Below are 22,165 nucleotides of genomic sequence, written 5' to 3'. Positions count from 1 at the left end.
GCCTCAACAAGGTTGACCCCGATGGATCTCATCCCCTCCGAAGAGCTCGGCCAGTTCCGCGCCAGCGTCGAACGGCTCGTAGCCTCGGACTACACGTTCGAGCACTACCGCCGCACCGTCGACAAGGGCGGCAGCTTCGATGCGTCCTTCTGGAAGCGCATCGGGGACCTCGGCTGGCTCGGCGCCTGCCTGCCGGAGAGCGCCGGCGGCTACGCCTCGTCACCGGACGAGGCCCTCGTCCTGCTGGAGGCCACCGCCCGCGGCCTGGTGGTCGAGCCCATCCTGGCGGGGCTCGTCGTGCCGAGCCAGGCGGTGCTGGCGGCGGCGCCGGAGCGGGCGGGACAGCTGCTGGCGGCCGCGGCGGCGGGCGACGCCGTGCTGGCGCTCGCCTGGGCGGAGGCGGAACGGCGCTATGACCTCGAGCCGGCCGCCACGCGGGCGCGCCGCACCGGCGCCGGCTGGCGGCTCTCCGGCCGCAAGTTCACCGTGCTCGGCGCGCCGGTGGCCTCCCATCTCGTCGTGTCGGCGGCCAGCGAGGACGGGCCGGTGCTGCTCTGGGTGCCCGTGAGCCAGCCCGGCGTGGCGCTCGCCGCGTTCGCGACGGTCGACGGCCAGCGCGCCGCGGACGTGGTGTTCGACGGCGTGGAGCTTTCGGCCGACGCCCTGCTCGGCTCGCCCCAGGGAGCCCTCGCCGCCATCGAGGCGGCCTTCGACTGGGGCGCGGCCGGTGCGGCGGCGGAAGCCATCGGCGCCATGGATGCGATCCTCGCCATCACCCTGGACTACGCCAAGACGCGGCAGCAGTTCGGCCAGACGATCGGCAGCTTCCAGGTGGTGCAGCACCGCCTCGCGGCCATGGCCGTGCAGATCGAGTATGCCCGTTCGCTGCTGCCGCTGCTGTCGGCCGCGCTTGCCGGCGACGCGGCCCGCCGCGGCGAGCGCGTCTCTGCCGTCAAATGGAAGATCGGCACGGCGGCGCGCCACGTGGCGGCGGACGGCATCCAGCTGCACGGCGGCATCGGCATGACCAACGAGGCCGCCATCAGCCACTACTTCCGCAAGGCGCAGGTGCTGGAATATGCCTATGGGGACAACCGCTATCACCTCGCCCGTTACCGCACCCGCCGCTCGCCCGAGGGTGACCTGCTAGCCGCGTGAGCGACCGCGGATCGGTCGCTATTAGCCCGACGCTGACCTCACTCCGGCGTCACCCCGATGATGTCGCCGAGCGGTTCCCACGTCGCGCCGTTAAAGCGTTGAAGCTGGAGTTGCGTGAATGCCTGACTGTTGGTTTCACTCGTGCTGACAACGATGCCCGAGACAGTCATCGGAAGCCTGAGACCGCTTATCCGTCTCGACTGCTTGAGGATATTGTCTCGAGAGAGATCACTTCCGGCCTGCCGCAACACCTGCTCCAAGATGACTCCGTGGTTGACGCCGGTGATATAATTGACGTCGGATGCATCTGACCCCGGTTCGTACTTGCTTAGCAGCTCGCGGTACCATTTCACGTCGGCATCGTCGGCGTAACGCGGGTCGGTGGGATCCTTGACGTATGCCGCCGAGATCACGCCGGCCGATATGTCCAGACCAGCCGGTCTCAGTGTGGAAGCGATCTGGCTCGCCACAAGGTTCACAAACCGCACCGGATGCCAATCGAGCTCATGCGCCTTCCGAATGGCCTGCGCCGCGAACTTCGGGGTGCCTCCAAAGACAAGAATCCCAGCACCCGAGCTCTTTAGGGTGGCAATCTGCGAATCGATCGTCGCGTCGGTTGTCTCGTAGGAGAGCGCCGTTACTTTGCTGCCAAATTCGCCGCCGAACTGGGATTTCAACGCATTCAGAAAATCTCGGCCCAGGTCGTCGTTCTGATACAGCAGCGCGATCCTGGAGCCAGGATACTTTTCCGCGATGTATTTGGCATAGATGCGCCCCTCAACCGCATAGCTCGGTATTCCGGTCGTGGTGTACGGGTACTCCTTATAGTTGGTGAAGCGAGAACCGCCCGAAATAATAAACAGATCCGGCACCTTTCTCGCATTCAGGTATTTTATGGTTGCGGCATTTGTCGCCGTGCCGAGCTGGCCGAACATGAATGAGACATTCTCGCTCTCGACCAGCTTCCGTGTTTGCTCGACCGCCTTGGGCGGACTGTATCCGTCATCCAGAGCGATGAAATCGATTCTCCGACCGTTCACCCCACCCTTGTCATTCAGATATTTAATGTAGGCGATCAGACCCTTGCCGGTGTTGCCGTAGGCGGACGCTGGCCCGCTGAAGGGATAGGTCGCGCCGATCTTCACCTCTGTCGGCGTCACGCCTGGCGTGACCTCCGCAGCCTGCGCCGCAGCCGGGGCCACCAGGACTGCGGCGATTACCATTCGTCGGACAACTATGCGCACTGTAGCGAGCTCCTCATTCTAACTGATCGCGAGTTGGGCGAGCGCAACCGGCGCCTTCGTGCCGCCGAGACACGGGGGACGCCATGAGCTCCCAGCTAAGACAGGTCCTTCATTGGAGTCGCAGGCCGGCCTGCGGGGGCGCGGTTGAAGACGCCACCCGCGAAGCTCGTCGCGTTTGCTGCTTGTGACTCTCTGCGATGGACCTGCGTCATCGGAGACCCCGGCCCTCCTCCGCGAAAGCGGCGCTCCGACCGGCGTCGGCTCTCATAGCATCGAATCTCGGGCTTGCCAAAATTGTTATATGTTATTTTATATGAAATATGGACCTCTCTTCTGGAGAGACCTGGCCCTGGCCGGACTCGAGGCGTCACATGCGATGAAGGAACACCGGCTGACCCGAACCGACCGCCGAACGGGTGCACGGGAGGAAATGCCATGCCGACACTATTTGACTTGAAGCGTCGATGACGAGCCGACGGCGCCGAACGACATCAACCGCTTCCAACCAAAGGCGACATCATGAGCGAGAGCCGCGAAATACATTTGGTGCGACGTCCGAACGGCATGCCGGTCGAGGAAGACTTCGCCATCGTGAATGGTCCAACCCGGGAGCCGGCCGAGGGTGAGGTCCTGCTTCAGGCGGTCTTCGTCTCCGTCGACCCCTACATGCGCCCACGCCTCGACGCCGACCAGCCCCTCAACGCCCCGATGCTCGGCGGCGGCATCGCACGCGTTATCAAGTCACGTCATCCAAGGCTCCGGGACGGACAGCTTGTGCGTCATACGCTGGGGATGAGGGAGCGGTTCGTTTCGAACGGCGAGGGCCTCACCCCGCTGGACCCTGATCCTTCCTTGCCTCTGAGCCTCTACATGCATGCGCTCGGCATGACGGGCCTGACCGCTTACGCCGGTTTGCTCGAAGTCGGCGCCCTGAAGAACGGCGAACAGGTATTCGTCTCGACTGCCGCTGGCGCCGTCGGCTCGGTGGCAGCGCAGATTGCCAAGATCAAAGACTGCTATGTCGTGGGATCGACGGGATCGGAGGACAAGGCGGAGTGGCTTCGCACCACGGTCGGGCTGGACGCTGTCATCAACTACAAGGCAACTCCCATCAAAGCCGCCTTGCGCGCAGTGACGCCCAACGGGATCGACGTCTATTACGAGAATGTTGGGGGCGAGCATCTCGATGCTGCGCTGGCGCGCATGAATCTTCGCGGCCGGATTCCCGTCTGCGGCATGATTTCCACCTACAATGGCGAACGGGGCGGAGTCCGGAACCTCTTCAACATGATCTACACGCGCGTCCGAATCGAAGGTTTCCTGGTCAGTGACTTCGGCCACTTGAACGATCGCTTCCTCGACGACATGACGGCATGGATCAAGTCGGGCCGCATCAAGTATCAGGAGACCATCCTTGATGGTTTCGAGCGCGCACCCGAGGGGCTGATCGGCCTGTTCCAGGGACACAATAGCGGCAAAATGCTGATCCGGGCGGCCGATTGACCGAAGGCGCGGAGCCTGGGGCAAACGTGCTCCATGAGGCTCGCCTGCCACGTGCTCCCAATCTCGGGGTCGTAGAGATGACTAGAAGCGAAGCCTTGGTGAACCTCACGGCCGTGGGCCAGCCCTTCGAGCTCGTTGAGCTCGAGGTCTTGGGCCAGCGGATCCGCGCCTTCCGCAATGCCCCGCGCAACTTGCGGGAGCTCTTTGAGTCGGCGCGGAGCGAGATGACATTCCTCGTGTACGAGGATGAGCGCATGTCGTTCTCCGAGTTCTGGCAAAGCGTCCATCGGTTCGCCGGCGTGCTTCGCCACCAATGCGGCGTGCGTCGCGGCGATCGCGTCGCGATCTCGCTTCGGAACTACCCCGAGTGGATGATCGCCTTCGCGGCAGCCATCTCCGCCGGCGCGATCGCCGTGGCCATGAATGCGCTGTGGACACCCGACGAGATGGCTCACGCTATCGACGACTGCGAACCGAAGGTTCTCGTGGTCGACGCCGAACGGCTGGAGCGGCTCCCGGCTGACGGACCGCTCTCAGGACCCACCGTGTTCGCCGTGCGCACCCGATCGGCCCTGCCGGCCTGGGCGATGCCGTTCCCCACGCTCTCCGGCAACGCACCCGACGATACCGCAGCGCCGCTGGGCGACATCGCACCCGACGACGATGCGATCATGCTCTACACGTCCGGATCGACAGGCCGTCCGAAGGGCGTGCTGTCGACGCATCGCGCTGTGCTGAGCGCTCTCCTCTCCTGGGAGCTCGACGGCGAGGTCGCTATCCTCGAGGGCATCGCGGAACGTCCACCAGCCGGCGCGCCGCAAGGCGCGGGCCTCCTCGCAATCCCCCTGTTTCATGTCACCGGCCTGCACGCCGTGTTCCTGTCGGCGTTCCGTGCGCAGCGACGCGTCGTATCGATGTACAAGTGGGATCCGGCCGTGGCGGCCATTCTGATCGAGCGGGAGCGGGTCACCAGCCTGATTGCGCCGGCCGCGGTGACCGGCGACCTCGTGACGTATGCGCAGCGCACGGACCGCGACCTGAGCTCGCTTCAGATCATCGGTGGCGGAGGCGCGCCTCGCGCGCCCGAGCAGGTCCGCGCCATCGATGCGGTATTTGCAAACGCGGCCCCAGCCACGGGCTGGGGGATGACGGAAACCAACGCCATTGGCGCCGGCCTAGGCGGCCCGGACTACCTGTCGCATCCCGAGAGCTCAGGTCGTAGCTCCGCCGTCCTCGATCTGCGAATCGTCGCGCCCGATGGCCAGGTGGTCGGCCCTGGCATCAGCGGCGAGCTGCTGGTGAGGGGCGCCTCCATCATGCGGGGCTACTGGCGTCGTCCGGAGGCCAACCGCGACGTGTTCCAAGACGGCTGGATGAGGACCGGCGACGTCGCGACATTGGATGACGACGGCTTCCTCTACATCGTGGATCGCATCAAGGACTTGGTGATTCGCGGCGGCGAGAACATCGGCTGCGGCGGTGTCGAAGCCGCCCTGCTCGAGCATCCGGACGTTCTCGAGGTCAGCGTTTACGGCGTCCCGGACGACCGACTGGGCGAGGAGGTGGGGGCGACCGTCTTTGTCAGGACCGACGTCGGCCCATCGCATCTGCAGCGGTTCCTCGAAGGCCGGCTTCCCAGGCACGAGCGGCCTCGCTACATGCACGTGGTCCTGGCACCGTTGCCACGCACGGCTTCGGGAAAGATCGCCAAGCGGCAGCTGCGGTCAGAGGCGCTCACCCGGCTCGGCCTTGCCGCTTCGTAGGCCGCGTGGCTGTGCATCCCCACCGCGGCGGCGGACTCGCGACGCCAGAATTGTGGCGAGGCCCACCGGGCGGAAGCCGAACACGTCGACGCCGACGTCGTACTGCCGCGGCATGGGCTTCAGCTTGCCATGGGAGTGGCCGTGCAGGTCCAGGACGCCGCGGCCCATGTGGTTCCAGGTGCGAAAGGGGTAGTGGCAGAGGACAAGTTGCCGTCCCTCGACATTGAGCTCCGCGTAATGCTGCACGCTGGTCCAGCCGCGGGCCCCGAGGGTGATCGGCCCATCGTTGTTGCCGATGACCAGGTGCTTGGTGCCGTTCAGGCCATCGAGGATGGCCTCGACCCGCTCCGACGGTCGCGCCAGGGCGAAGTCGCCCAGGTGCCAGACATCGTCATCGGGCTGAACGGCGGCGTTCCAGCGGGCGATGAGGTCGGCATCGTGCTCCGAGAGCGAGTCATACGGGCGGCGGTCGATGCGCAGAACGCGCGGGTCCCCGAAGTGGGTATCGCTTGTGAAGAAGATGGCCATGACCTGTCACTCTGCGGCTGCGGCCCTCACGCGCCAGCCACGACGCTCTCTCGGGTCGTCCACCATGCCCCGAAGCCATTCGGCCCCTTGCGCCGTTCGCGAGCCGAGCTTGCACGGTCAGAGCAGCGCCGCCTCATAGTCCGCCGGCCGGAAGCCGACGAGGAGGCGCCCGTCGACGTCGAGCACCGGCCGCTTGATCATGGACGGCTGGGCCAGCATCAACGCCACGGCCTTGGTCTCGGTCACGCCCTCCCGGTCCGCGTCCGGCAGCTTGCGGAACGTCGTGCCGGCGCGGTTGAGCAGCGTCTCCCAGCCGACGTGGCGGGCCCAGCCCTCGAGCCGGCCGCGGTCGAGGCCGGATGCCTTGTAGTCGTGGAACGCGTAGGCGATGCCGTGCCCATCGAGCCAGGCACGCGCCTTCTTCATCGTGTCGCAGTTCTTGATGCCGTAGATCGTCACAGCCTTGGCCATCGTCGTCCCGCAGTCAGCACATGGTCGGGCAGCTTGGTGGCACAATCGCCGCGCCGACACACGCGCAAATCGCCGTGCTCGCGGCCGCCGGCTCCGCAAGCAACGGGGATGAGCCGACCGCGTGCCCGAGCGGCGGCCTCACCGACGCCGAGCTCGACCGGCTGGCGCGGGAGCGCATCATCGGCACCGAGATGCTCGCCGAGACTCAGACCGGCAGCCGGCGCATTGAATCAGCCGGCTAATCCAAAACCACATAGGAGCATCGGCGGCGGCCGGCTGGCTACATTCCGCAGAACATGTTCTAAGTTTTCGTGATCGAAATCCATAAGAGTCCAATTGGGAAACGCACATGGCACGCATGCGATTTGGAGCCTTCCTCGCCCCCCACCACCCCATCGGCGAGCACCCGATGCTGGTGTTCCGCAGCGATCTCGACCTTGCCGCCCATCTCGACCGCCTCGGCTTCGACGAATTCTGGTGCGGCGAGCACCACTCCTCCGGCTGGGAGATGATCGCCTCGCCCGAGATGTTCCTGGCCGCAGCCGGCGAGCGGACCCATCGCATCCGGTTGGGCACCGGGGTGGTCTCGCTGCCCTACCATCACCCCTTCAACGTGGCGCAGCGCATGGTGCAGCTGGACTGGATGACCGGCGGGCGCGCCATCTTCGGCTCGGGCCCCGGCGCGCTGGCGTCCGACGCCCATACCTTCGGCATCGACCCTATGGTGCTACGCGATCGCCAGGACGAGGCCCTCGGCATCATCCTGCGCCTGTTCCGGGGCGAGCGCGTGACCTACCAGGGTGACTGGTTCACCCTGCAGAACGCCAAGCTGCAGCTGCTGCCGCAGCAGGAGGAGATGGAGTGCGCCGTGGCGAGCCAGGTCAGCCCGTCGGGCATGACGCTCTCCGGCAAGCACGGGGTCGGCATCATCTCGCTGGGCTCCATGTCGACCGAGGGGCTGCTGGCTCTGCCGACGCAATGGGGCTTCGCCGAGGACGCGGCAAAGGTCTCCGGCAAGACCATCGACCGCAAGAACTGGCGCGTGCTGATGACGTGGCACATCGCCGAGACACGCGAGCAGGCGCGCGACGAGGCAGCCAAAGGCCTGATGCGCTGGCACAACGAGTACACCGTGGGGACGCTGATGCGTCCCGGCATGACCGCCTACAAGAGCCCCGAGGACGCGGTGGAGCAATACGCCTGGGCGGAAGGGACGAGTGCCGTCATCGGCACACCGGACGATCTCGTGGCGGGCATCAAGAAGCTCATCGACCTCTCCGGTGGCTTCGGCACGGTGATCGGCTTCGCCCATGACTGGGCCAACCGCCAGAACACGCTGAAGAGCTGGGACATGGTGGCCCGCTACGTCGTCCCGGAGATTAACCGCTACTGCGAGGGCCTGCGCACCTCGCGGCAATACGTCATCGACCATCGCGAGGCGTTCGAGCGCGCCGGCGCGGCGGTGCTGTCGAAGATCATGGCCAACGAGAAGGCGGCAGCCGCCTTCGAGGTGACGCAGACGATGAACGCGCCGATCCCGACGCCCAGCGCGCCGGACCTGCGGCGCAAGGCGTGAGCGGCTTGAGCATTTCGCAATCGCGGGAGGATCACCTGACTGCGTAGAGATGCTCCAGCTCGTTGAATATCTGGCGCTTTTGCGATTGGGTGAGCCTACTCGGTCGCGAAGCGCTCTGTAGGCTGTTGACGAACATCGCTCCCTTTAGAACCCCTTGGTCAAGCCTTAGCTTATACATCTTCACCATTCTCCCAGGCTTCGAATTGGGCCACCGTGATGGCTTGGTGAACGCAACCGCAGGAGATACTTTGACCGCCACAACGCGGACATTCTTCCATGTCGCAACCTTCAACGTGCAGCTGGCCAACCAACACGCCGCAATCATGACAATTTGCGGGCAATTTTCGGCGCATTCCTTTCCACAGGCGCTTCTCAGAGCCATATCGGATACGCTCATAGGCGGCGGTTACAAGCCCAATTGGTTGATGCTGCGCCCTTTCAATTTGCTCTGGCCAACCTTTCGCAACCATATTGCCATTATACTCCACAAGCTCGACACCGGCTTCGGTATATAGCTTCTGGCGCGTTTCGGGGAACTGTTGGTGCCCAAGCTTCTCAAGCAATAGCTGTGCGACCTCTTCTACTGGAACCGTGCGGAGGTCGAGGTAGCCGATAGTCTCGTTCAGGCCAGGCAACGCCGAGTCATCAAGCCTAATCGGAAGAATATATTCTCTATCATTTATGAATGATCTTGCATGTGCTTGCTTTATTTCATGCTTAGTCCATGCTTTTTTGAGATAACTCTCAGACACAAAAACCACGCAATATTCGGCCTGATCGCGATATATCGACTGAAAATGTTGATATAGATCCTTCCCCCAAAGCGTCGACCTCAAAAAATGATCATAAAATACCTTTATTCCCCGCAATCTCAGCATCTTCGCGAGTTTATCGGCGTGTTCTCTATCCTCGCCCGCAAAGGAGAGGCATACCTCGTAAGGTCTGATCGAGCCGGCGGTCAGGCCGAGCGGACTCTCGGCATCAGATTCATCAGTCAAGGGCGCGGCGTTCCAGAGTAGGGCTATAGGGCATCGTACTCCATCTCGATACCCGTTGCCGAGCGTGGCGCATGGAATTTGTCCGGATCAGTTCGTGCGGCGGCAAAGAACGCATCCCCACCGCGGCTCGGGCTGCTTTAGGAAGGCCGTAGGGGTTAGGCCGGATAGGCCGATGCCAAGGCGCTGGGCCGCCGCCGGATGCGGTCGAACCAAGCATGCAGATGGGTGGCGGCGGACGGCAGGTTGGAGCCGCCCTCCGGCGCGCGGAAGGCCATGAAGCAGTACAGCACGATATCGGCGAGCGTATAGCGGTCGCCGCAGATGTAGGTGCGCCCGGCCATCTGCTGGTCGAGCCAGAGAATGCGGTCGGTGACTATGGCGTTCAGCTCCTTGGCGGCGGGCACCGAGAGGAGCTTGATCTTGTCGATGTAGAAATCCCGGCCCATGGTGGCGCGGCCGGCGCGGGAACGGCCCTCGAGGATGTTGAGGTCGATGCGGCGCATCCACATGCGCGTCTCCGCCCGCTCGCCGGGCGTGCGGCCGATCAGCGCCGGCTCGGGCTTAATCTCCTCCAGGTACTCGCAGATCGCGGTGATCTCGCAGATCACCTGGCCGTCGTCGGTCTCGAAAGCCGGCGTCTGCATGATCACGTTGATGCGGTCGCTGTAGGGGCTGCGGCGATGCTCCGAGCCCATGACGTCGATCTCGACCAGGTCGAGCGCGATCCCCTTCTCGGCGGCGAACATCCTGACCGCGTGCGGGTTGGGTCCGAGCGAATTGTAGAGCTTCAAGCGTTCCTCCATGGCTTTTGGTGAACCGCCATAGCCCGGGACGCCGATGTCAGGCAAACCGGATCGTCCGCCGCCCCGCTGCCCGATCAGTGCCAGTCCTGCGTGTAGACGAACTTCGGCATGTTCCAGCCGTAGCGAATGGCGAGCAGCCGCAGCGCCAGGCCAATGGCCATGGCCGTGACCATCACCGGATCGTGCGGCCATCCCGCCGCGAGGCCGCCGACATAGATGCTCCCCGCCACGACCGATACGCTGGCGTAGAGCTCGCTGCGAAACAGCAATGGAACGTCGTTGCAGAGAACATCGCGCAGGACACCGCCGACACAGCCGGTGATCATCCCCGACATGATGACGATGAGAACCGGCAGATGCAGGTCGAGCGCAATGTTGCAGCCGATGACGGTGAAGACGACGAGGCCGATGGCGTCGAGGACGAGAAAGACATGGCGCAGATGATGCACGACGCGGGCGATGGCGATCGTCAGCAGCGCGGCACCCGCGGTCACCGCCAGATAGTAGGGATGCTGGACCCACGACAGCGGATAGTGGCAGCAGCACATCGCGCACCGATCCGCCGCCGAGCGCCGTGATGCAGCCAAGCAGGCAGACCCCGACCCAGTCCATGCTGCGGCGACCCGCCGCCAGGGCGGCCGTCATCGCCTCGGCAACGATCGCGATCAGATAGAGAACGTGGAACAGCATGGCCCTTCGTCCGCTCGCCGAACCGCCCTCGGCGGCACACGGCACGGACCGCCCCATAGCCCAGAGCGTCGGGTCGCGGCAAATCGGCCTTGAGCGCTTCGCGATTGGCTGGAAGCGCCCAACCGCCGGAGAAGCGCTCCAGCTTGGTGGCTTCAGAAGACGAGGCTGACGCCGGCGACCCAGGACTGCTCCGTGCAGGAGCCCCGTGCGTAGGGATCGACGGCCGCGGTGCACGTGTTCGATTTCTCGTGGATGAGACCGAATTTGTTCTGCCAATACCGGTACGCCCCCCACGCCTCGATGCGGTGGGCCTGGGACGCCCCCCAGATCGACCGGCTCACGTCCCAGGTCAGCCGCTGCTCGCTGTTGAACTCGGTCTTGGTGTTGAGGTTGCCCGGAATGAGGATGCTGGTGCCCGAGCCCTTCGGCCCGACCAGGGCCGCCCGGCCGCTCAGCGAGAGCGGCAAGTATTCGGGCAAGAAGCCCAGGTCCATGTGATAGTTGGCCTCGACGCTCCAGGTCGGGCGGAAGTTCGTGTCGCCGCTCCAGACGCCGATGCCGTTGTTGAACACCGGCTTCAGGAACTCGTTGTGGTTGATTTCCTTGTAAGCGAGCCCCGCGATGTTGAGAAAGCCGTTGTAAGGCAAGCCGAAATTGAACTGTACGCCAACCACGCCGCTCCGCTTCTGGCCCGAGGCTGAGTTGTTGTCGAAGTTGGCGTCGCCGCCGATCTCCAGCGAGACGTTGCGCAACGGCCCGACGCTGAAGGCCCGGGTGTTGAACAGCTCGTTCAAGCCCAGCGTGCTACGGAAGAACCCATAGATCTCGGTCGCACCCGGACAGGTGTCGTCCTCGCATTTCCGGATCGGATCGCGGCGGTCCGACTTCAGCACGTCCACGTTGACGAGGTTGGTGCCGTAAGCCCAGGCGTCGAGGTGCGTGAAGCTGAAGACGCTCTTGGCCGTATTGCCTGACCCGGGATTGGTCGCCGTAAAAATATACGAATAGCTGAAGCGGTTCTGGTTGAACGAGAAGAGCGGCGTCGGATCGACGGCCTTGCCGTCGCCCGCGGGGGCATCGGTCGCCGCGGCGGTGCCGGTGGACGCCGCCAGCATCAGCGCCAGAGCAGCGACGGTGCGGCGGAGCGTCATGGCCAGTGGATCAACGTGAAGGCGGCGATCATGGCGAGGTAAAGCACGGCCAGGATGGCAGCGCCGCGCCCGTCCACCAGCGCCGAGGGCCGCGCCGGGCTGAGCCACCAGCCGAAACGGCCGCTGATCCAGGGCACCAGGTAATTCAGCAGCAGCACGCTCACGACGTTGCCGATGAACAGGGCGATCGGGAAGGCCAGGCCCATCCACCCGGTCAGCAGCGGACTCTGGACAGCGATGCCGAACAGGTAAACCACCGGATAGAGCATGAGCAGAACCAGCATGTTCTGCTTCCAGACCGCCTGCGCGGGCTGGCCCTTGCCAGGCTCGGGGAACCATTGGTCGAAGCCGGCACGGGCGACGCGGGCGTGGAACTCCTCGGTGAAGGCGTCCGCCTCGGCGAGCAGCGCCTTGCGCTGCGGCGACTCGAGCCAGGCGTCGAGATGGGCCTCGGAATCGAAGCGCAGGATCGACAGCCAGTCGTCCTGCACGCCGGGGATCGGCGGCTCGAAGCGATAGCCCTGGAAGCCCGGCGCCTTGCACTGTGCTGCAGCGATGCGCTGCTCCCAGGCGCGGTAGGCCGTCTCATGGCCGGGCTTGATACGGGTCGAGATCACCGCCGATACCGGCGCCGGCAGCACCCCGCTGCTGCCGTCCGGCACCACATGGACGTCGTCGCGGCCGACCAGCATCGACTGGGCGCCGTTGATGCGGGCCATGCGCTCGGGCGAGTTGAGCCAGCCGATCGCGGCCGCGCTGGTCGCGAAGCGCTGCAGGATCACCCAATCGACCTGCGCCGGCGGGCTCGGGCGCATCACCGTCTGGCCGAGGAAGCCGGGCAGCTGGGCGATCATGGCGCTGGTCTGCTCCTGCCACACCGCGAAGGCGTCGTCGAAGCCGGGCTGGACCCGCGTCTGGGTGACGATGGTGACCGCGCCAGGCGTGGGAATGGGGGGCGACGGCGCGTTCACGGCCGGCCCGGCGCCGCTGCCGCGGCGTCCTGCGGGCGGCCACCCGGCAGCCGGTCGAAGATGCGATCAGGCGTGAAGGGCAGAGTCGCAAAGCGCACGCCCGTCGCGTCGAGGAGCGCGTTGGAGATTGCCGGCGCGATCGGGTTGATGGCGCTCTCGCCCTGGGCCTTGGCCCCGAGCGGCCCGATGCTGTCGTAGGTATCGGCGAACAGGATCTGCGTGCGCGGCACGTCGGCGAAGCTCGGGATGCGATAGTTGCGCAGCGCCGCATTCTTCATGTGGCCGCTGTCGTCGTAGTCCATGTGCTCGGTCAGGGCCCAGCCGATGCCCATGGCGATGGAGCCATCGATCTGCCCGCGGCATTGCTGCGGATTGATCAGGCGGCCGATGTCGGCGGCGTGCACGCTCTGCAGGATCTCGATGTCGCCGGTGACGCGATGCACGGCAAGGCGAATGCCCTGCACGTTGAAGGCCACCGTGCGCGGCGACAGGTAGGCCTTGCGCCGGGCCTCGAAGCGATGGCCCTGGGCGACGCCCTGGGCGTAGAGCTCGGCCAGGCTGATACGCTTGTTGCCGGCGACGACGGCGCCGTCCTCCATGCTCCAATCGTCCGCCGCAGTCCCCGTGCTGCGGGCGGCGTAAGAGACGATGTTGTGGTGCAGCGCCTTGGCAGTCAGCATGACGGCCTGGCCGGCCACGACCGTGCCGGTGCTGGCGAACGTGCCGGTATCGTAAGGCGTCTTGTCGGTGTCGGCGTTGATGATGTCGATCGAGTCGGCACGCGAACCGAGCACGCCGGCCGCGAGCTGGCGGTGCGACGTCGTCGAGCCATTGCCCATCTCGGTCGAGCCCACGGCGAGGTGGAAGCGCCCGTCCGGCAGCAGCTCCATCGTGGCGCCCGAGCGATGTTCGGTGGGCGGGCCGGATTCCAGCATCGTCAGCGCCACGCCGCGCCCTTCCAGCCAGTCGTCGCCGGCCGGCTTCGGCTTGCCGTCGCCGGAGGCCATGGCCTCCTCGACCAGATCGAGGCATTGGTCGAGGCCGTAACTGCCGAAATCGACGTCGGACGCCTCGTCCCAGATCGACTCGATCCAGTCGTCCGGGCCAACCATGTTGAGCCGCCGAATGGCGAACGGATCGAGCTTCAGCAGCTTGGCCAGGTCGTCGATGGCGCATTCCATGGCGAAGGTCGTCTGCGACGAGCCGTAGCCGCGGAAGCCGCCGCCGGGGATCATGTTGGTGTAGACGGCGAAGCCATCCGCCTTCTTATTGGCGCAGCGGTACATGGCGATCGGGCTGGCGAGCGCCGCCGCCAGCGTCTCGCCGGAGTGCCCACCATAGGCGCCGGTGTTGGAGACGACCCGCACCTCGATGGCGGTCAACGTGCCGTCCTTCCTGGCGCCGAGCTTCACGTGCGTCGTCATCTGGTGGCGGGTGGTCGCCGCGATGAACTGTTCTTCGCGCGTGTACTCCCATTTCACCGGGCGGCCGATCTTCAGCGTGGCCAGGACGCAGAGGTCCTCGGTAATCACCTCCTGCTTGCCGCCGAAGCCGCCGCCGACCCGTTCGGTAAACACGTGCAGGTTGCGTGCGGGGATATCGAACAGATAACTGAGCTTCTGCTGCGCGATGAAGGGGGCCTGCGAGCTGGTGCGGACGTGGATGCGCCCGTCGCTGCTCTTCCAGGCGATGGTGCCGTGCGTCTCCAGGTGGACATGCTGGACGCGCGAGGTGGAATAGGTGTGCTCGTGCACGGCTTCGGCTTCGGCGAAGCCCTTGGCGACGCTGCCCACCTCGCCATGGATCTCGGCGTAGATGTTGCCGCGGGATTCGCCGCCCTTGTTGTGCAGCTTCGGCGCTCCCGGCGCCATGGCCAGTTCCGGGTCGAATACGGCAGGGAGCGGCTCGTAGGCGACGACGAGCGCCCGGCAGCCGGCTTCGGCCGCAGCCTCCGTGTCGGCGACGACCGCCGCCACGCGCTGGCCGACGAAGCGCACGATGTTGTCGAGCATGTAGGTGTCGTCGGGATCGACCAGATGGTCCTCGTGGGTCGCCGTACTGTAGAGCTTGCGCGGCACGTCCTCCCAGGTGAACACCGCGAGCACCCCCGGCACGGCCTTGGCAGCGGCGGTGTCGATGCTGAGGATGCGGGCGTGCGCGTGCGGGGAGCGCAGCACTTTGAGGTGGGCGAGGTCGGCGACCGCCAGGTCCATCGTATAGCGGGCGTGACCGGTGACGATACCCGGGCCGAACGGGTTGGGCAGACTGGCGCCGCAGGCGCTGCCGGCGATGTCGTCGCCGACGTTGACGACGCCGTGGATGGCGTCATCGATCGAGCGATAGCCGGTGCAGCGGCACAGATTGCCCTTGAGGTTGCGCGGCAGGTCGGCCCGTTGCTCGTCGTCGAGGGAGGCGACGGTCATGATCATGCCGGCGGCGCAGAAGCCGCACTGGAAGGCGGCCGCGTCGAGGAACGCCTGCTGGACCGGATGCAGCTCGTTGCCCTTGGCCAGGCCCTGGACGGTGGTGACCTCACGCCCGGCGGCGCGAAAGGCCGGCATCAGGCAGGAATGGATGGGCTCGCCGTCCACCCACACGGTGCAGGCGCCGCAATCCCCCTGGTCACAGCCCTTCTTGACGCCGAAGTCGCCACGCTCGCGCAGGAAGGTGCGCAGGCACTGGCCGGCCCGGGGCTCGGCGGAGAAGGAGCGGCCGTCGACGGAGTAGTTCATGCGCGATGTCCCAGGGCAGCGAGCTCCGCGCGAATCTCTTCGGCGAAATGATAGGTCAGGTGGCGCCGGTAGGCGGGCGTGCCGTTCACGTCGTCGAAGAAGCCGTCCGGCGCGACTGCCGCGTCGATCGCGCGGCGCAGGACGGCCGCATCGGGCATATGGTCGAAGCGGAGTTGCAGCGGCTTGGGCGTCGACGCGGTGATGGTCAGGAGCAGATCCTCGCCGCCGTTCGACGTGCCGATCACCAATGTCGCCGAGCGTCCCTGATGGACTAGCGACGAGCGCCGGAAGGCGAAGTTCTTGGCAAGGGCCGCCGCCGGCAGGTGGATGCTGCGCAGCAGCTCGCCCGGCCCCAGGACGTTGGCGTGGTTGCCGGTGACGAAATCGATGGCGGGCAGGGCCCGCTCCTCGCTGTCCCGCGGCCACAGGGCGTAGACGCCTTCCAGCGCGACCGTGAGCGAGATCATGGCGCCGGCCGGCAGCGACATGCAGATGTTGCCGCCGACGCTCGCCTCGTTGGCGATCTTGAACGACATCAGCAGCGCGCGGCAGCAGAGCGACAGCAGCGGCCCGGCCCTCCATTCGGGCGGCGGCACGAAGCGGTCGAGCTCGCGAATTCGCGCGGTCGCCGCGATGTCGAGCCCATCCGGTGTCACCGCCAGGGAAGGCCAGTCGAACGCTCTGAGGTCGATCAGCGTGTCGACGCTCGGTTGCGGCTCCGAAAACAGCCAGGTCCCGCCGGACAACCACGCCAGGCCCGCGCGCCAGCGGGTGATGTCCCCCGCTTGGCGCGGACGCTCGATCGATTGAATCGTGTTGATGTCCATGCCGGTTTCTTCTTCGAGCCGTTAATGATGAGGCGTGGTGGTCGGTCGTCGGCGCACATCGGGCGCAGCGCCCGGCCGGCCCGGCGTGCGAAGCGGACTACTCAAGGGAATCGGAGTTCTGGATCGCGCACAGCGTCCCCCGCGGCGGGCGGCACATGCCATCCGCCGCAGGGGAGCTGCCTGCCGCTGTCCCTGCATCACAGAAGCGCTGCCGGGCGCGCCGGTTGCTCGCGCCACGGCGCGGCTCCAGGCTTTCGCCCGCCCCCCAACGGCAGTCTTCACCGGTTTGCCCCCACCCCCTTGGCACCGTTGCGACACCATAGTCGCTTCGGGAAAAAAGCAATTAGGCCCGCCGTCTCATTCCCTTACGGCAATCGTTGATCCAGCGTCTCAGCCGCGCCGGCGACGACGGCGGACGGTCACGCCGACGCCATCCCGCCTGCCAAATGCTCGCGCGCTTCGCTTGGCGTCATGCCGAAGCGACGTTTGAACATGCGGTTGAACGTCGGCGGGTCGAGAAAGCCGCAACGGAACGCGATCTCCGCCATCTTGAGCTCCCGGTGCGGGCGGGCGGCGAGCAGTTGCCAGGCCCGTGTGAGCCGACAGTCCCAGATCACCGCGGCAACCGTCTCGCCCCGCCGCGCGAAGACGCGATAGAGCGAGGCGCGCGAACAGCCGATCGCCCGTGCAACCGCCTCCGGAGTCAGGGCCGCGTCCGTGCACCGGCGCTCGATCAGCTGGCGCGCCGCGGCATGGTGGCCGATCTCGAAGCTGACGGGATCGACCTCGCCCACCGCCTCGGCCTGCAATTGCGACAGCGCCATGTCGGCGGCAGCGGTGAGCGCGACGACGCGCTGCCGGTCGGTCAGCTCGGCGTCGTGAGCCATCGTCGCGATCATGTGCGAGCGCAGGAGCGCCCCTATGCCCGTCGCCGGCAGCTTGAGCCCGGCCAGACAGTCCGGATCGCGGCCAAGGGCCTGCGCGACCAGCGCCCTCGGCAGGATCAGTGCCACGGCCCGGTGACGTGATCGCATCAGCGAGCTGGGCTGGGCCTGGTCGATGATGTAGAGGTCGCCGGCCCGATGCGGCAGCGACCGCCCCCTGTGATCGAGCACGCCGTGCCGCGTGCCGACCATCAGGTCGAAGACGATGTCGTCGACGCCGTCGGCCGCACAGCGGGCCGCGCTTCTCACGCCCGCGATGCTGCTCGAGGCATGCGAGAGCAGCTGGATGCCGTCAGCCTGGATGACGCGCATGTGCGCATCGAACGGCCTGTCGCTGTCGAGCTGGGCGACCGGCTCGTTGCGGCGCATGACCTCTTCGCGCCAGTAGGCGAAGCGATGCCGGGCCGCGACGTCGGCCGTCGTCCATTGCAGCGTGCGTGGCGAGCTGGCGAGCTCGCCCGTCGCTCGCGCCGCCGCGACAAGCGCTTCGGTATCCTCGACCCGCTTGACCATCGGAAACCACAACCCAGGTTGCAAATGTGCTCCAGTGTAGAGCATTTCGCAACTGGATGAGCATCATCCAACGGCGGAGAAATGCTCCAACTCTTTGAATCTGGAGCGCTTCTCACCGATGAAGTGGTTGCACCCGATCTGCGATCGCTCTAGCAGACCCGCGGTTAAACCGGCTATTCCTTCATTTGAGGGAATGGCGTCGGTCCCGGCCGAGACGTGGCGCAGGAAGCCGCCGCAGCGGCCTCCGCGCTAACCCGCCAGCCGCCAAGGCGGGTCGCCTCCCGCCGGCATCGGTAGGCTATGGACGACGGCCGCTCAGCTCTAGGACCGTTCCGCTCGGGCGTCGATACGATCGATGGCGGTGCGTTATACGGTGCGGACGCTGGGCGTCGTTACAAAGCGGGTATCGAGCTGGACCGGCGGTTGATCGGCGCCCCAGCGCGCCGAGCGCTCGGGCGTGTCGTGCTCCTGATAGAGGTGAGCAAGGGCCTGGTCGATGCGCACAATCGCCTCGTCGATCGCCGTCATCACCTCGGCGGTCGGGGTTTCGCCTTCGAGGATGCGGAACGCCGCGCCGCTCGGCTTCGTCGTCGCGCCGATGAAATGTTCCGTCTGCTCGCTCGCCGCATAGGCGGCGATGACCGGCTGGATCTCCACGTCCGGCAGCATGAGCAGCCTGCCCATGTTGCCCCGGTAGACGCCGATGCACGCCTTCGACGTCAGCAGGAAGGCCTTGCCCTGATCGAGCCGGGCGCGGTTGTCGTCGTGCAGCGCGCGCAACTCCAGCAGCTCGGCGCGCAGCGCGTGGCGGAAGCGGCGGCAATCGCGCGATCGCGTCGACGTCTGACGGTACTGGGCGATGCTCACATTCATCGTCCAGATGACCAGGGCGATGCCGACATGCGCAATTCCCAGTACAATCATAAGATGAGATTCCATTTGAAAATCCCCATGTGGATTCGTCCAAATTGGAAGTGTTGATAGCTTAAAGGTGTCCAGACTTTGGCGTCCGGACGTCTGTCGACCGCAAGCACTGTCACATTCCCGCACGCTAAAATATTCGCGCCGAAACCAATGCTTTAGGCAAACGTTAGGACGGCCGTCCACAGCCGCGACATCTCCGACGAATCCATTCCCCGATCCGCCCAGCGGTCGCCCATGCACGAGCCGTGCCTGCGCAGCCCGCCGACGGCGACGACGCCGAGTCGACCGGCCCCGCGTTCGCGCACGAGCATGCCCGGGCGGATGATCTCATTGGATCGGGAATGCTTTATGATCGCGCCGGAGGAACTGCACGGATGGCGCGCTTGCAATCGTATTCGGGGCCGGTGACGGCGATCGCTTCTGCCGCGCTATTCGGCGCAAGCACGCCGCTTGCGAAGCTCCTGCTCGGCGGCGGCCTCGATCCGTGGCTGCTGGCCGCCCTGCTCTACCTCGGTTCAGGCATCGGCCTGGGGATCCTTCAGCTCGTCCGGACGGCGCACGGCCGTCCGCCGGCCGAAGCCCCGCTGGAGCGGCGCGACCTGCCGTGGCTGGCACTGGTGGTGCTGGCGGGAGGCATCGTCGGGCCGCTGCTGCTGATGGTTGGCCTGGCGCATACGCCAGCCTCCTCGGCAGCGCTGCTGCTCAACGTCGAGGGCCTCGCGACCATGGGCATCGCCTGGCTCGTCTTCAAGGAATACGTCGATCGCCGCCTGCTCGCGGGCGCCTTCGCCATCCTCGCCGGTGCCGTTCTGCTGTCGTGGCAGGGCGGACCGGTGGGCATCGGGCCGGGCGCCATGGCCATCATCGGCGCCTGTATCGCCTGGGGCATCGACAACAACCTGACACGCAAGCTCTCCTCCGCCGATCCGGTGCAGATCGCCATGATCAAGGGATTGGTGGCCGGGACGGTGAACCTGATCCTTGCCGGGGCCGGCGGTGCCCACGTGCCGGCTCCGCCTCAGATCGCAGTGGCGGGCGTGATCGGCTTCCTCGGCTACGGCGTGAGCCTCGTGCTCTTCGTGCTTGCGCTACGCCACCTGGGCGCGGCGCGCGCCGGCGCCTATTTCTCGGCGGCGCCCTTCATCGGCGCAGCCCTGGCGGTGGCACTCTTCAATGAGCCGGTGACCGCCCAGCTCGTTTTCGCCGCCATCTTGATGGGCGGCGGCCTCTATCTGCACCTGGCGGAGCGGCATGCCCATGAGCATGCCCACGAGGCGATGGAGCACGCCCACCGCCATGTGCATGACGAGCATCACCAGCATCGGCACGGGCCGGATGACCCGGCCGGGGAGCCGCACACGCACGCTCACCACCATCCGCCCATCATGCATCGGCATCCGCATTATCCCGATCTGCATCATCGGCACGGCCACGCCCACTGAAGCTCACCAGCGGCGAGCCCCAGCTGTCTCCGTGCAAGGGCCGCTGCGTCGCCGGTCGGGCCGAGAATCCGCCGACGGAGCCCCCGGCTCGAGCCCCCTGACGTCAGGCATCGGCCTTGAGATAGGGCGCCCGCAGCTCGCGCTTCAGCACCTTGCCGATAGGGCTGCGCGGCAGGCTTTCCATGAACACGACCTCGGAGATGCGCTGCGGCTTGCCCAGGCGCGCGTTGGCCCACGCCCGCAGCTCCTCAGCCCCGTGATCGGCGCTGTCGCGGAGCACGACGAAGGCGAGCGGCGTCTCGCCCCATTGCTCGCTGGGCACCGCGACCACCGCGGCATCGGTCACGTCGGGATGCGATAGCAGCACCTTCTCCAGATCGGTCGCATAGACGTTGAAGCCGCCGGAGATGATCATGTCCTTCTTGCGGTCGGACAGATGCAGGAAGCCGTCTTCGTCGAAGTAGCCCATGTCGCCCGACTTGAAGAACTTGTTGCCTGCCGCGTCGTACCAGATCATGGCGTCCGTCGCCGATGGCCGGTTGTGATAGCCCTTCATCATGATGCCGCTGCGGCCGGCGATCTCGCCGATCTCGCCCTGCGGCAGCTCGCGGCCCTCATCATCGAGGATCTTGAACTCGGCGCCGAAAGCGGGCTGGCCGACCGTGTCCAGCTTGTCCGGGTGAGCGGTCGCATCGAGGATGCAGGCGCCGCCGCCCTCCGTCATGCCGTAGATCTCGAGCAACTGGCCCGGCCAGCGCTCCACGATGTCGCGCTTCAGGGCGGCACGCAGCGGCGCCGACGTGCACATCTTGTGCTGGAAGGCGGAGAGATCGCGGCTCGCGAAGCTCGGATCGGCCAGCAGGCGCTGATACTGCACGGGCACCAGCATCGTATGGGTGACCCGCTCGCGCTCGGCCATGTCGAGGTAGCCCGCGACATCGAACTTGCGCATCACCAGGGTGGTGCCGCCGAGCCCGATGGTCGGCAGGAACGAGGCGATGGTCGTGTTGGAATAGAGCGGCGTCGCCAACAGGGTGCGGCATCCCGGGCCGTAGCCCAGGGCCCCCATGTTGTCGAGCGTCAGGGTGCGCGTCGCATGGTCGTGCACGATGCCCTTGGGCACGCCCGTCGTTCCGGACGAATAGATGATGTTGAAGTCGAGCTCGGGCGTGATCGGAATGCCCGGATCCTCGCTTGAGGCCCGCTCCATCAGGTCGCGGTAGGAAGCCCAGCCCTCGGCCGCGAAATCGATGGCGATGGCGTTGCCGGAGGCGAGCGGCACGAGATCCGAGGGGAAGCCCGCGGCAAGCTCGCGCATCCCCTCGGACAGGAACAGCACCTTGGCCCCGCTGTCGGCGATCATGCCGGCCAGTTGCTCACTCGACGCCATGGGCGACAGCGGCACCAGGCAGGCACCGGCGCGGAGCGTGCCGACGAACACTTCTACGTATTCGGCACTGGGCGAGGCGAGGATCGCCACCTTGTCGTTCGGCCGCACGCCGCGGGCGACGAGCAGGCTGGCGAGGCGGTTGATGCGCTCGTTCAGCGTCTGCCAGTCGACTCGCTGCTCTTCGAAAACCAGCGCCTCGCTCGCCGGCTGTTGCCGCGCATGCGCGGCCACACGGCTGCTCAGATCGAAGAAGACCGGTTCGGTGGGCGCGATCGTCGCTGCAGCAGATGTCATGCCGCTCCTCCTCCACGTGGCCGCGCCGGCGCGCATGCGGCACCCGCCACTTTGCATGTTGCTCGGTCCAGCACGGACCTCTTGTCCTGGCCTATCGGCCCATGGGCCTTCTTGGCGACGGCGCCGAACGTAACGCCGGCTCGACGCGATATCCATAAGATAATATATGTTACCGACGAGACGGCGCCACCCACGGTCCAGCTTGCGAGCAGGGCCGCGGGCCGGCGCGTGGTCGCGAGCGTT

Annotated in this window: 18 protein-coding genes and 1 pseudogene; 6 read left to right on the top strand and 13 right to left on the bottom strand. The window is 66.1% G+C overall.

Translation table 11 applies throughout. The features are described from left to right. The first annotated feature begins 21 nt into the window (after window positions 1-21). The gene (locus tag ACZ5PO_RS24580) at window positions 22-1,158 is read left to right on the top strand and encodes an acyl-CoA dehydrogenase family protein (RefSeq protein ID WP_464184541.1); all 1,137 of its coding nucleotides are present in this window, start codon (window positions 22-24) and stop codon (window positions 1,156-1,158) included. Between the two features lie 38 nt (window positions 1,159-1,196). Here the strand turns inward: ACZ5PO_RS24580 and ACZ5PO_RS24575 are convergent, their stop codons facing one another. Then, the gene (locus ACZ5PO_RS24575; protein ID WP_464184540.1) at window positions 1,197-2,381 is read right to left on the bottom strand and encodes an ABC transporter substrate-binding protein; all 1,185 of its coding nucleotides are present in this window, start codon (window positions 2,379-2,381) and stop codon (window positions 1,197-1,199) included. A gap of 540 nt (window positions 2,382-2,921) precedes the next feature. Here ACZ5PO_RS24575 and ACZ5PO_RS24570 point away from each other — a divergent pair. Both ACZ5PO_RS24570 and ACZ5PO_RS24565 read left to right on the top strand, forming a co-directional pair. Next, on the top strand, window positions 2,922-3,905 hold the full coding sequence (locus ACZ5PO_RS24570; protein ID WP_464184538.1) for an NADP-dependent oxidoreductase: 984 nt from the start codon (window positions 2,922-2,924) through the stop codon (window positions 3,903-3,905). A 98-nt stretch (window positions 3,906-4,003) separates the two neighbouring features. After that, window positions 4,004-5,668 carry a class I adenylate-forming enzyme family protein gene (locus ACZ5PO_RS24565; RefSeq protein WP_464197012.1) on the top strand — a complete coding sequence of 555 codons (1,665 nt, stop codon included), beginning with the start codon at window positions 4,004-4,006 and terminating at the stop codon, window positions 5,666-5,668. On the opposite strand, the gene ACZ5PO_RS24560 is transcribed toward ACZ5PO_RS24565, so the two are convergent. Further along, the gene (locus ACZ5PO_RS24560; RefSeq protein WP_464184537.1) at window positions 5,630-6,196 is read right to left on the bottom strand and encodes a metallophosphoesterase family protein; all 567 of its coding nucleotides are present in this window, start codon (window positions 6,194-6,196) and stop codon (window positions 5,630-5,632) included. The genes ACZ5PO_RS24565 and ACZ5PO_RS24560 overlap by 39 nt on opposite strands. Before the next feature lie 117 nt (window positions 6,197-6,313). Beyond that, complete coding sequence (locus ACZ5PO_RS24555; RefSeq protein WP_464184536.1) at window positions 6,314-6,667, bottom strand: ArsC family reductase; 354 nt, start codon at window positions 6,665-6,667, stop codon at window positions 6,314-6,316. A 20-nt stretch (window positions 6,668-6,687) separates the two neighbouring features. Between ACZ5PO_RS24555 and ACZ5PO_RS24550 the strand changes: the two genes are divergently transcribed. Together ACZ5PO_RS24550 and ACZ5PO_RS24545 are read left to right on the top strand one after the other, a co-directional pair. Further along, the gene (locus ACZ5PO_RS24550) at window positions 6,688-6,909 is read left to right on the top strand and encodes a hypothetical protein (RefSeq protein ID WP_464184535.1); all 222 of its coding nucleotides are present in this window, start codon (window positions 6,688-6,690) and stop codon (window positions 6,907-6,909) included. Window positions 6,910-7,016: 107 nt separating this feature from the next. Then, the gene (locus tag ACZ5PO_RS24545) at window positions 7,017-8,243 is read left to right on the top strand and encodes an LLM class flavin-dependent oxidoreductase (RefSeq protein WP_464184534.1); all 1,227 of its coding nucleotides are present in this window, start codon (window positions 7,017-7,019) and stop codon (window positions 8,241-8,243) included. A gap of 170 nt (window positions 8,244-8,413) precedes the next feature. Here ACZ5PO_RS24545 and ACZ5PO_RS24540 read toward each other — a convergent pair whose 3' ends face one another. The 9 genes and pseudogenes from ACZ5PO_RS24540 to ACZ5PO_RS24500 form a co-directional block, all read right to left on the bottom strand. Next, entirely contained in the window at window positions 8,414-9,241 is an 828-nt protein-coding gene (locus ACZ5PO_RS24540) for a toll/interleukin-1 receptor domain-containing protein (protein WP_464184533.1), read from the bottom strand. Between the two features lie 155 nt (window positions 9,242-9,396). After that, a complete protein-coding gene (locus ACZ5PO_RS24535) occupies window positions 9,397-10,032 on the bottom strand; it encodes a glutathione S-transferase family protein (protein WP_464184532.1) in 636 nt (211 codons plus the stop codon). Between the two features lie 86 nt (window positions 10,033-10,118). Further along, window positions 10,119-10,734: pseudogene (locus ACZ5PO_RS24530) on the bottom strand (trimeric intracellular cation channel family protein). 152 nt (window positions 10,735-10,886) lie between these two features. Then, window positions 10,887-11,885 (bottom strand): hypothetical protein, encoded by a 999-nt coding sequence (locus tag ACZ5PO_RS24525; protein WP_464184530.1) that lies wholly within the window; start codon window positions 11,883-11,885, stop codon window positions 10,887-10,889. After that, entirely contained in the window at window positions 11,882-12,856 is a 975-nt protein-coding gene (locus ACZ5PO_RS24520) for an antibiotic biosynthesis monooxygenase (protein WP_464184529.1), read from the bottom strand. The genes ACZ5PO_RS24525 and ACZ5PO_RS24520 overlap by 4 nt, the downstream gene beginning before the upstream one ends. Further along, window positions 12,853-15,588: a molybdopterin-dependent oxidoreductase gene (locus tag ACZ5PO_RS24515; protein WP_464184528.1), complete on the bottom strand. Its 2,736-nt coding sequence runs from the start codon at window positions 15,586-15,588 to the stop codon at window positions 12,853-12,855. The genes ACZ5PO_RS24520 and ACZ5PO_RS24515 overlap by 4 nt, the downstream gene beginning before the upstream one ends. Beyond that, on the bottom strand, window positions 15,585-16,415 hold the full coding sequence (locus tag ACZ5PO_RS24510) for an FAD binding domain-containing protein (protein ID WP_464184527.1): 831 nt from the start codon (window positions 16,413-16,415) through the stop codon (window positions 15,585-15,587). The genes ACZ5PO_RS24515 and ACZ5PO_RS24510 overlap by 4 nt, the downstream gene beginning before the upstream one ends. 419 nt (window positions 16,416-16,834) lie before the next feature. Continuing rightward, entirely contained in the window at window positions 16,835-17,872 is a 1,038-nt protein-coding gene (locus tag ACZ5PO_RS24505) for a helix-turn-helix domain-containing protein (protein WP_464184526.1), read from the bottom strand. 366 nt (window positions 17,873-18,238) lie between these two features. Continuing rightward, window positions 18,239-18,811, bottom strand: a complete 573-nt coding sequence (locus tag ACZ5PO_RS24500) for a hypothetical protein (protein WP_464184524.1) — start codon at window positions 18,809-18,811, stop codon at window positions 18,239-18,241. 359 nt (window positions 18,812-19,170) lie between these two features. Between ACZ5PO_RS24500 and ACZ5PO_RS24495 the strand changes: the two genes are divergently transcribed. Further along, window positions 19,171-20,238: a DMT family transporter gene (locus ACZ5PO_RS24495; RefSeq protein WP_464184522.1), complete on the top strand. Its 1,068-nt coding sequence runs from the start codon at window positions 19,171-19,173 to the stop codon at window positions 20,236-20,238. Between the two features lie 103 nt (window positions 20,239-20,341). On the opposite strand, the gene ACZ5PO_RS24490 is transcribed toward ACZ5PO_RS24495, so the two are convergent. Further along, window positions 20,342-21,922, bottom strand: coding sequence for a class I adenylate-forming enzyme family protein (locus ACZ5PO_RS24490; RefSeq protein ID WP_464184521.1), 1,581 nt, complete (start codon window positions 21,920-21,922; stop codon window positions 20,342-20,344). Between the last annotated feature and the right edge of the window lie 243 nt (window positions 21,923-22,165).

This window comes from Chelatococcus sp. KU-N122 (genome assembly GCF_055391085.1).
The sequence above is the reverse complement of the archived record's forward strand: the minus strand, read 5'-3'. Positions and strand labels throughout refer to the sequence as shown.

Bases quoted from the DNA above. Each gene is read 5' to 3' on its own strand.
- ACZ5PO_RS24580 (WP_464184541.1), top strand. From the start codon at position 22: ATGGATCTCATCCCCTCCGAAGAGCTCGGCCAGTTCCGCGCCAGCGTC.
- ACZ5PO_RS24575 (WP_464184540.1), bottom strand. From the start codon at position 2,381: ATGGTAATCGCCGCAGTCCTGGTGGCCCCGGCTGCGGCGCAGGCTGCG.
- ACZ5PO_RS24570 (WP_464184538.1), top strand. From the start codon at position 2,922: ATGAGCGAGAGCCGCGAAATACATTTGGTGCGACGTCCGAACGGCATG.
- ACZ5PO_RS24560 (WP_464184537.1), bottom strand. From the start codon at position 6,196: ATGGCCATCTTCTTCACAAGCGATACCCACTTCGGGGACCCGCGCGTT.
- ACZ5PO_RS24555 (WP_464184536.1), bottom strand. From the start codon at position 6,667: ATGGCCAAGGCTGTGACGATCTACGGCATCAAGAACTGCGACACGATG.
- ACZ5PO_RS24550 (WP_464184535.1), top strand. From the start codon at position 6,688: ATGGTCGGGCAGCTTGGTGGCACAATCGCCGCGCCGACACACGCGCAA.
- ACZ5PO_RS24545 (WP_464184534.1), top strand. From the start codon at position 7,017: ATGGCACGCATGCGATTTGGAGCCTTCCTCGCCCCCCACCACCCCATC.
- ACZ5PO_RS24525 (WP_464184530.1), bottom strand. From the start codon at position 11,885: ATGACGCTCCGCCGCACCGTCGCTGCTCTGGCGCTGATGCTGGCGGCG.
- ACZ5PO_RS24515 (WP_464184528.1), bottom strand. From the start codon at position 15,588: ATGAACTACTCCGTCGACGGCCGCTCCTTCTCCGCCGAGCCCCGGGCC.
- ACZ5PO_RS24510 (WP_464184527.1), bottom strand. From the start codon at position 16,415: ATGGACATCAACACGATTCAATCGATCGAGCGTCCGCGCCAAGCGGGG.
- ACZ5PO_RS24505 (WP_464184526.1), bottom strand. From the start codon at position 17,872: ATGGTCAAGCGGGTCGAGGATACCGAAGCGCTTGTCGCGGCGGCGCGA.
- ACZ5PO_RS24500 (WP_464184524.1), bottom strand. From the start codon at position 18,811: ATGGAATCTCATCTTATGATTGTACTGGGAATTGCGCATGTCGGCATC.
- ACZ5PO_RS24495 (WP_464184522.1), top strand. From the start codon at position 19,171: ATGGCGCGCTTGCAATCGTATTCGGGGCCGGTGACGGCGATCGCTTCT.
- ACZ5PO_RS24490 (WP_464184521.1), bottom strand. From the start codon at position 21,922: ATGACATCTGCTGCAGCGACGATCGCGCCCACCGAACCGGTCTTCTTC.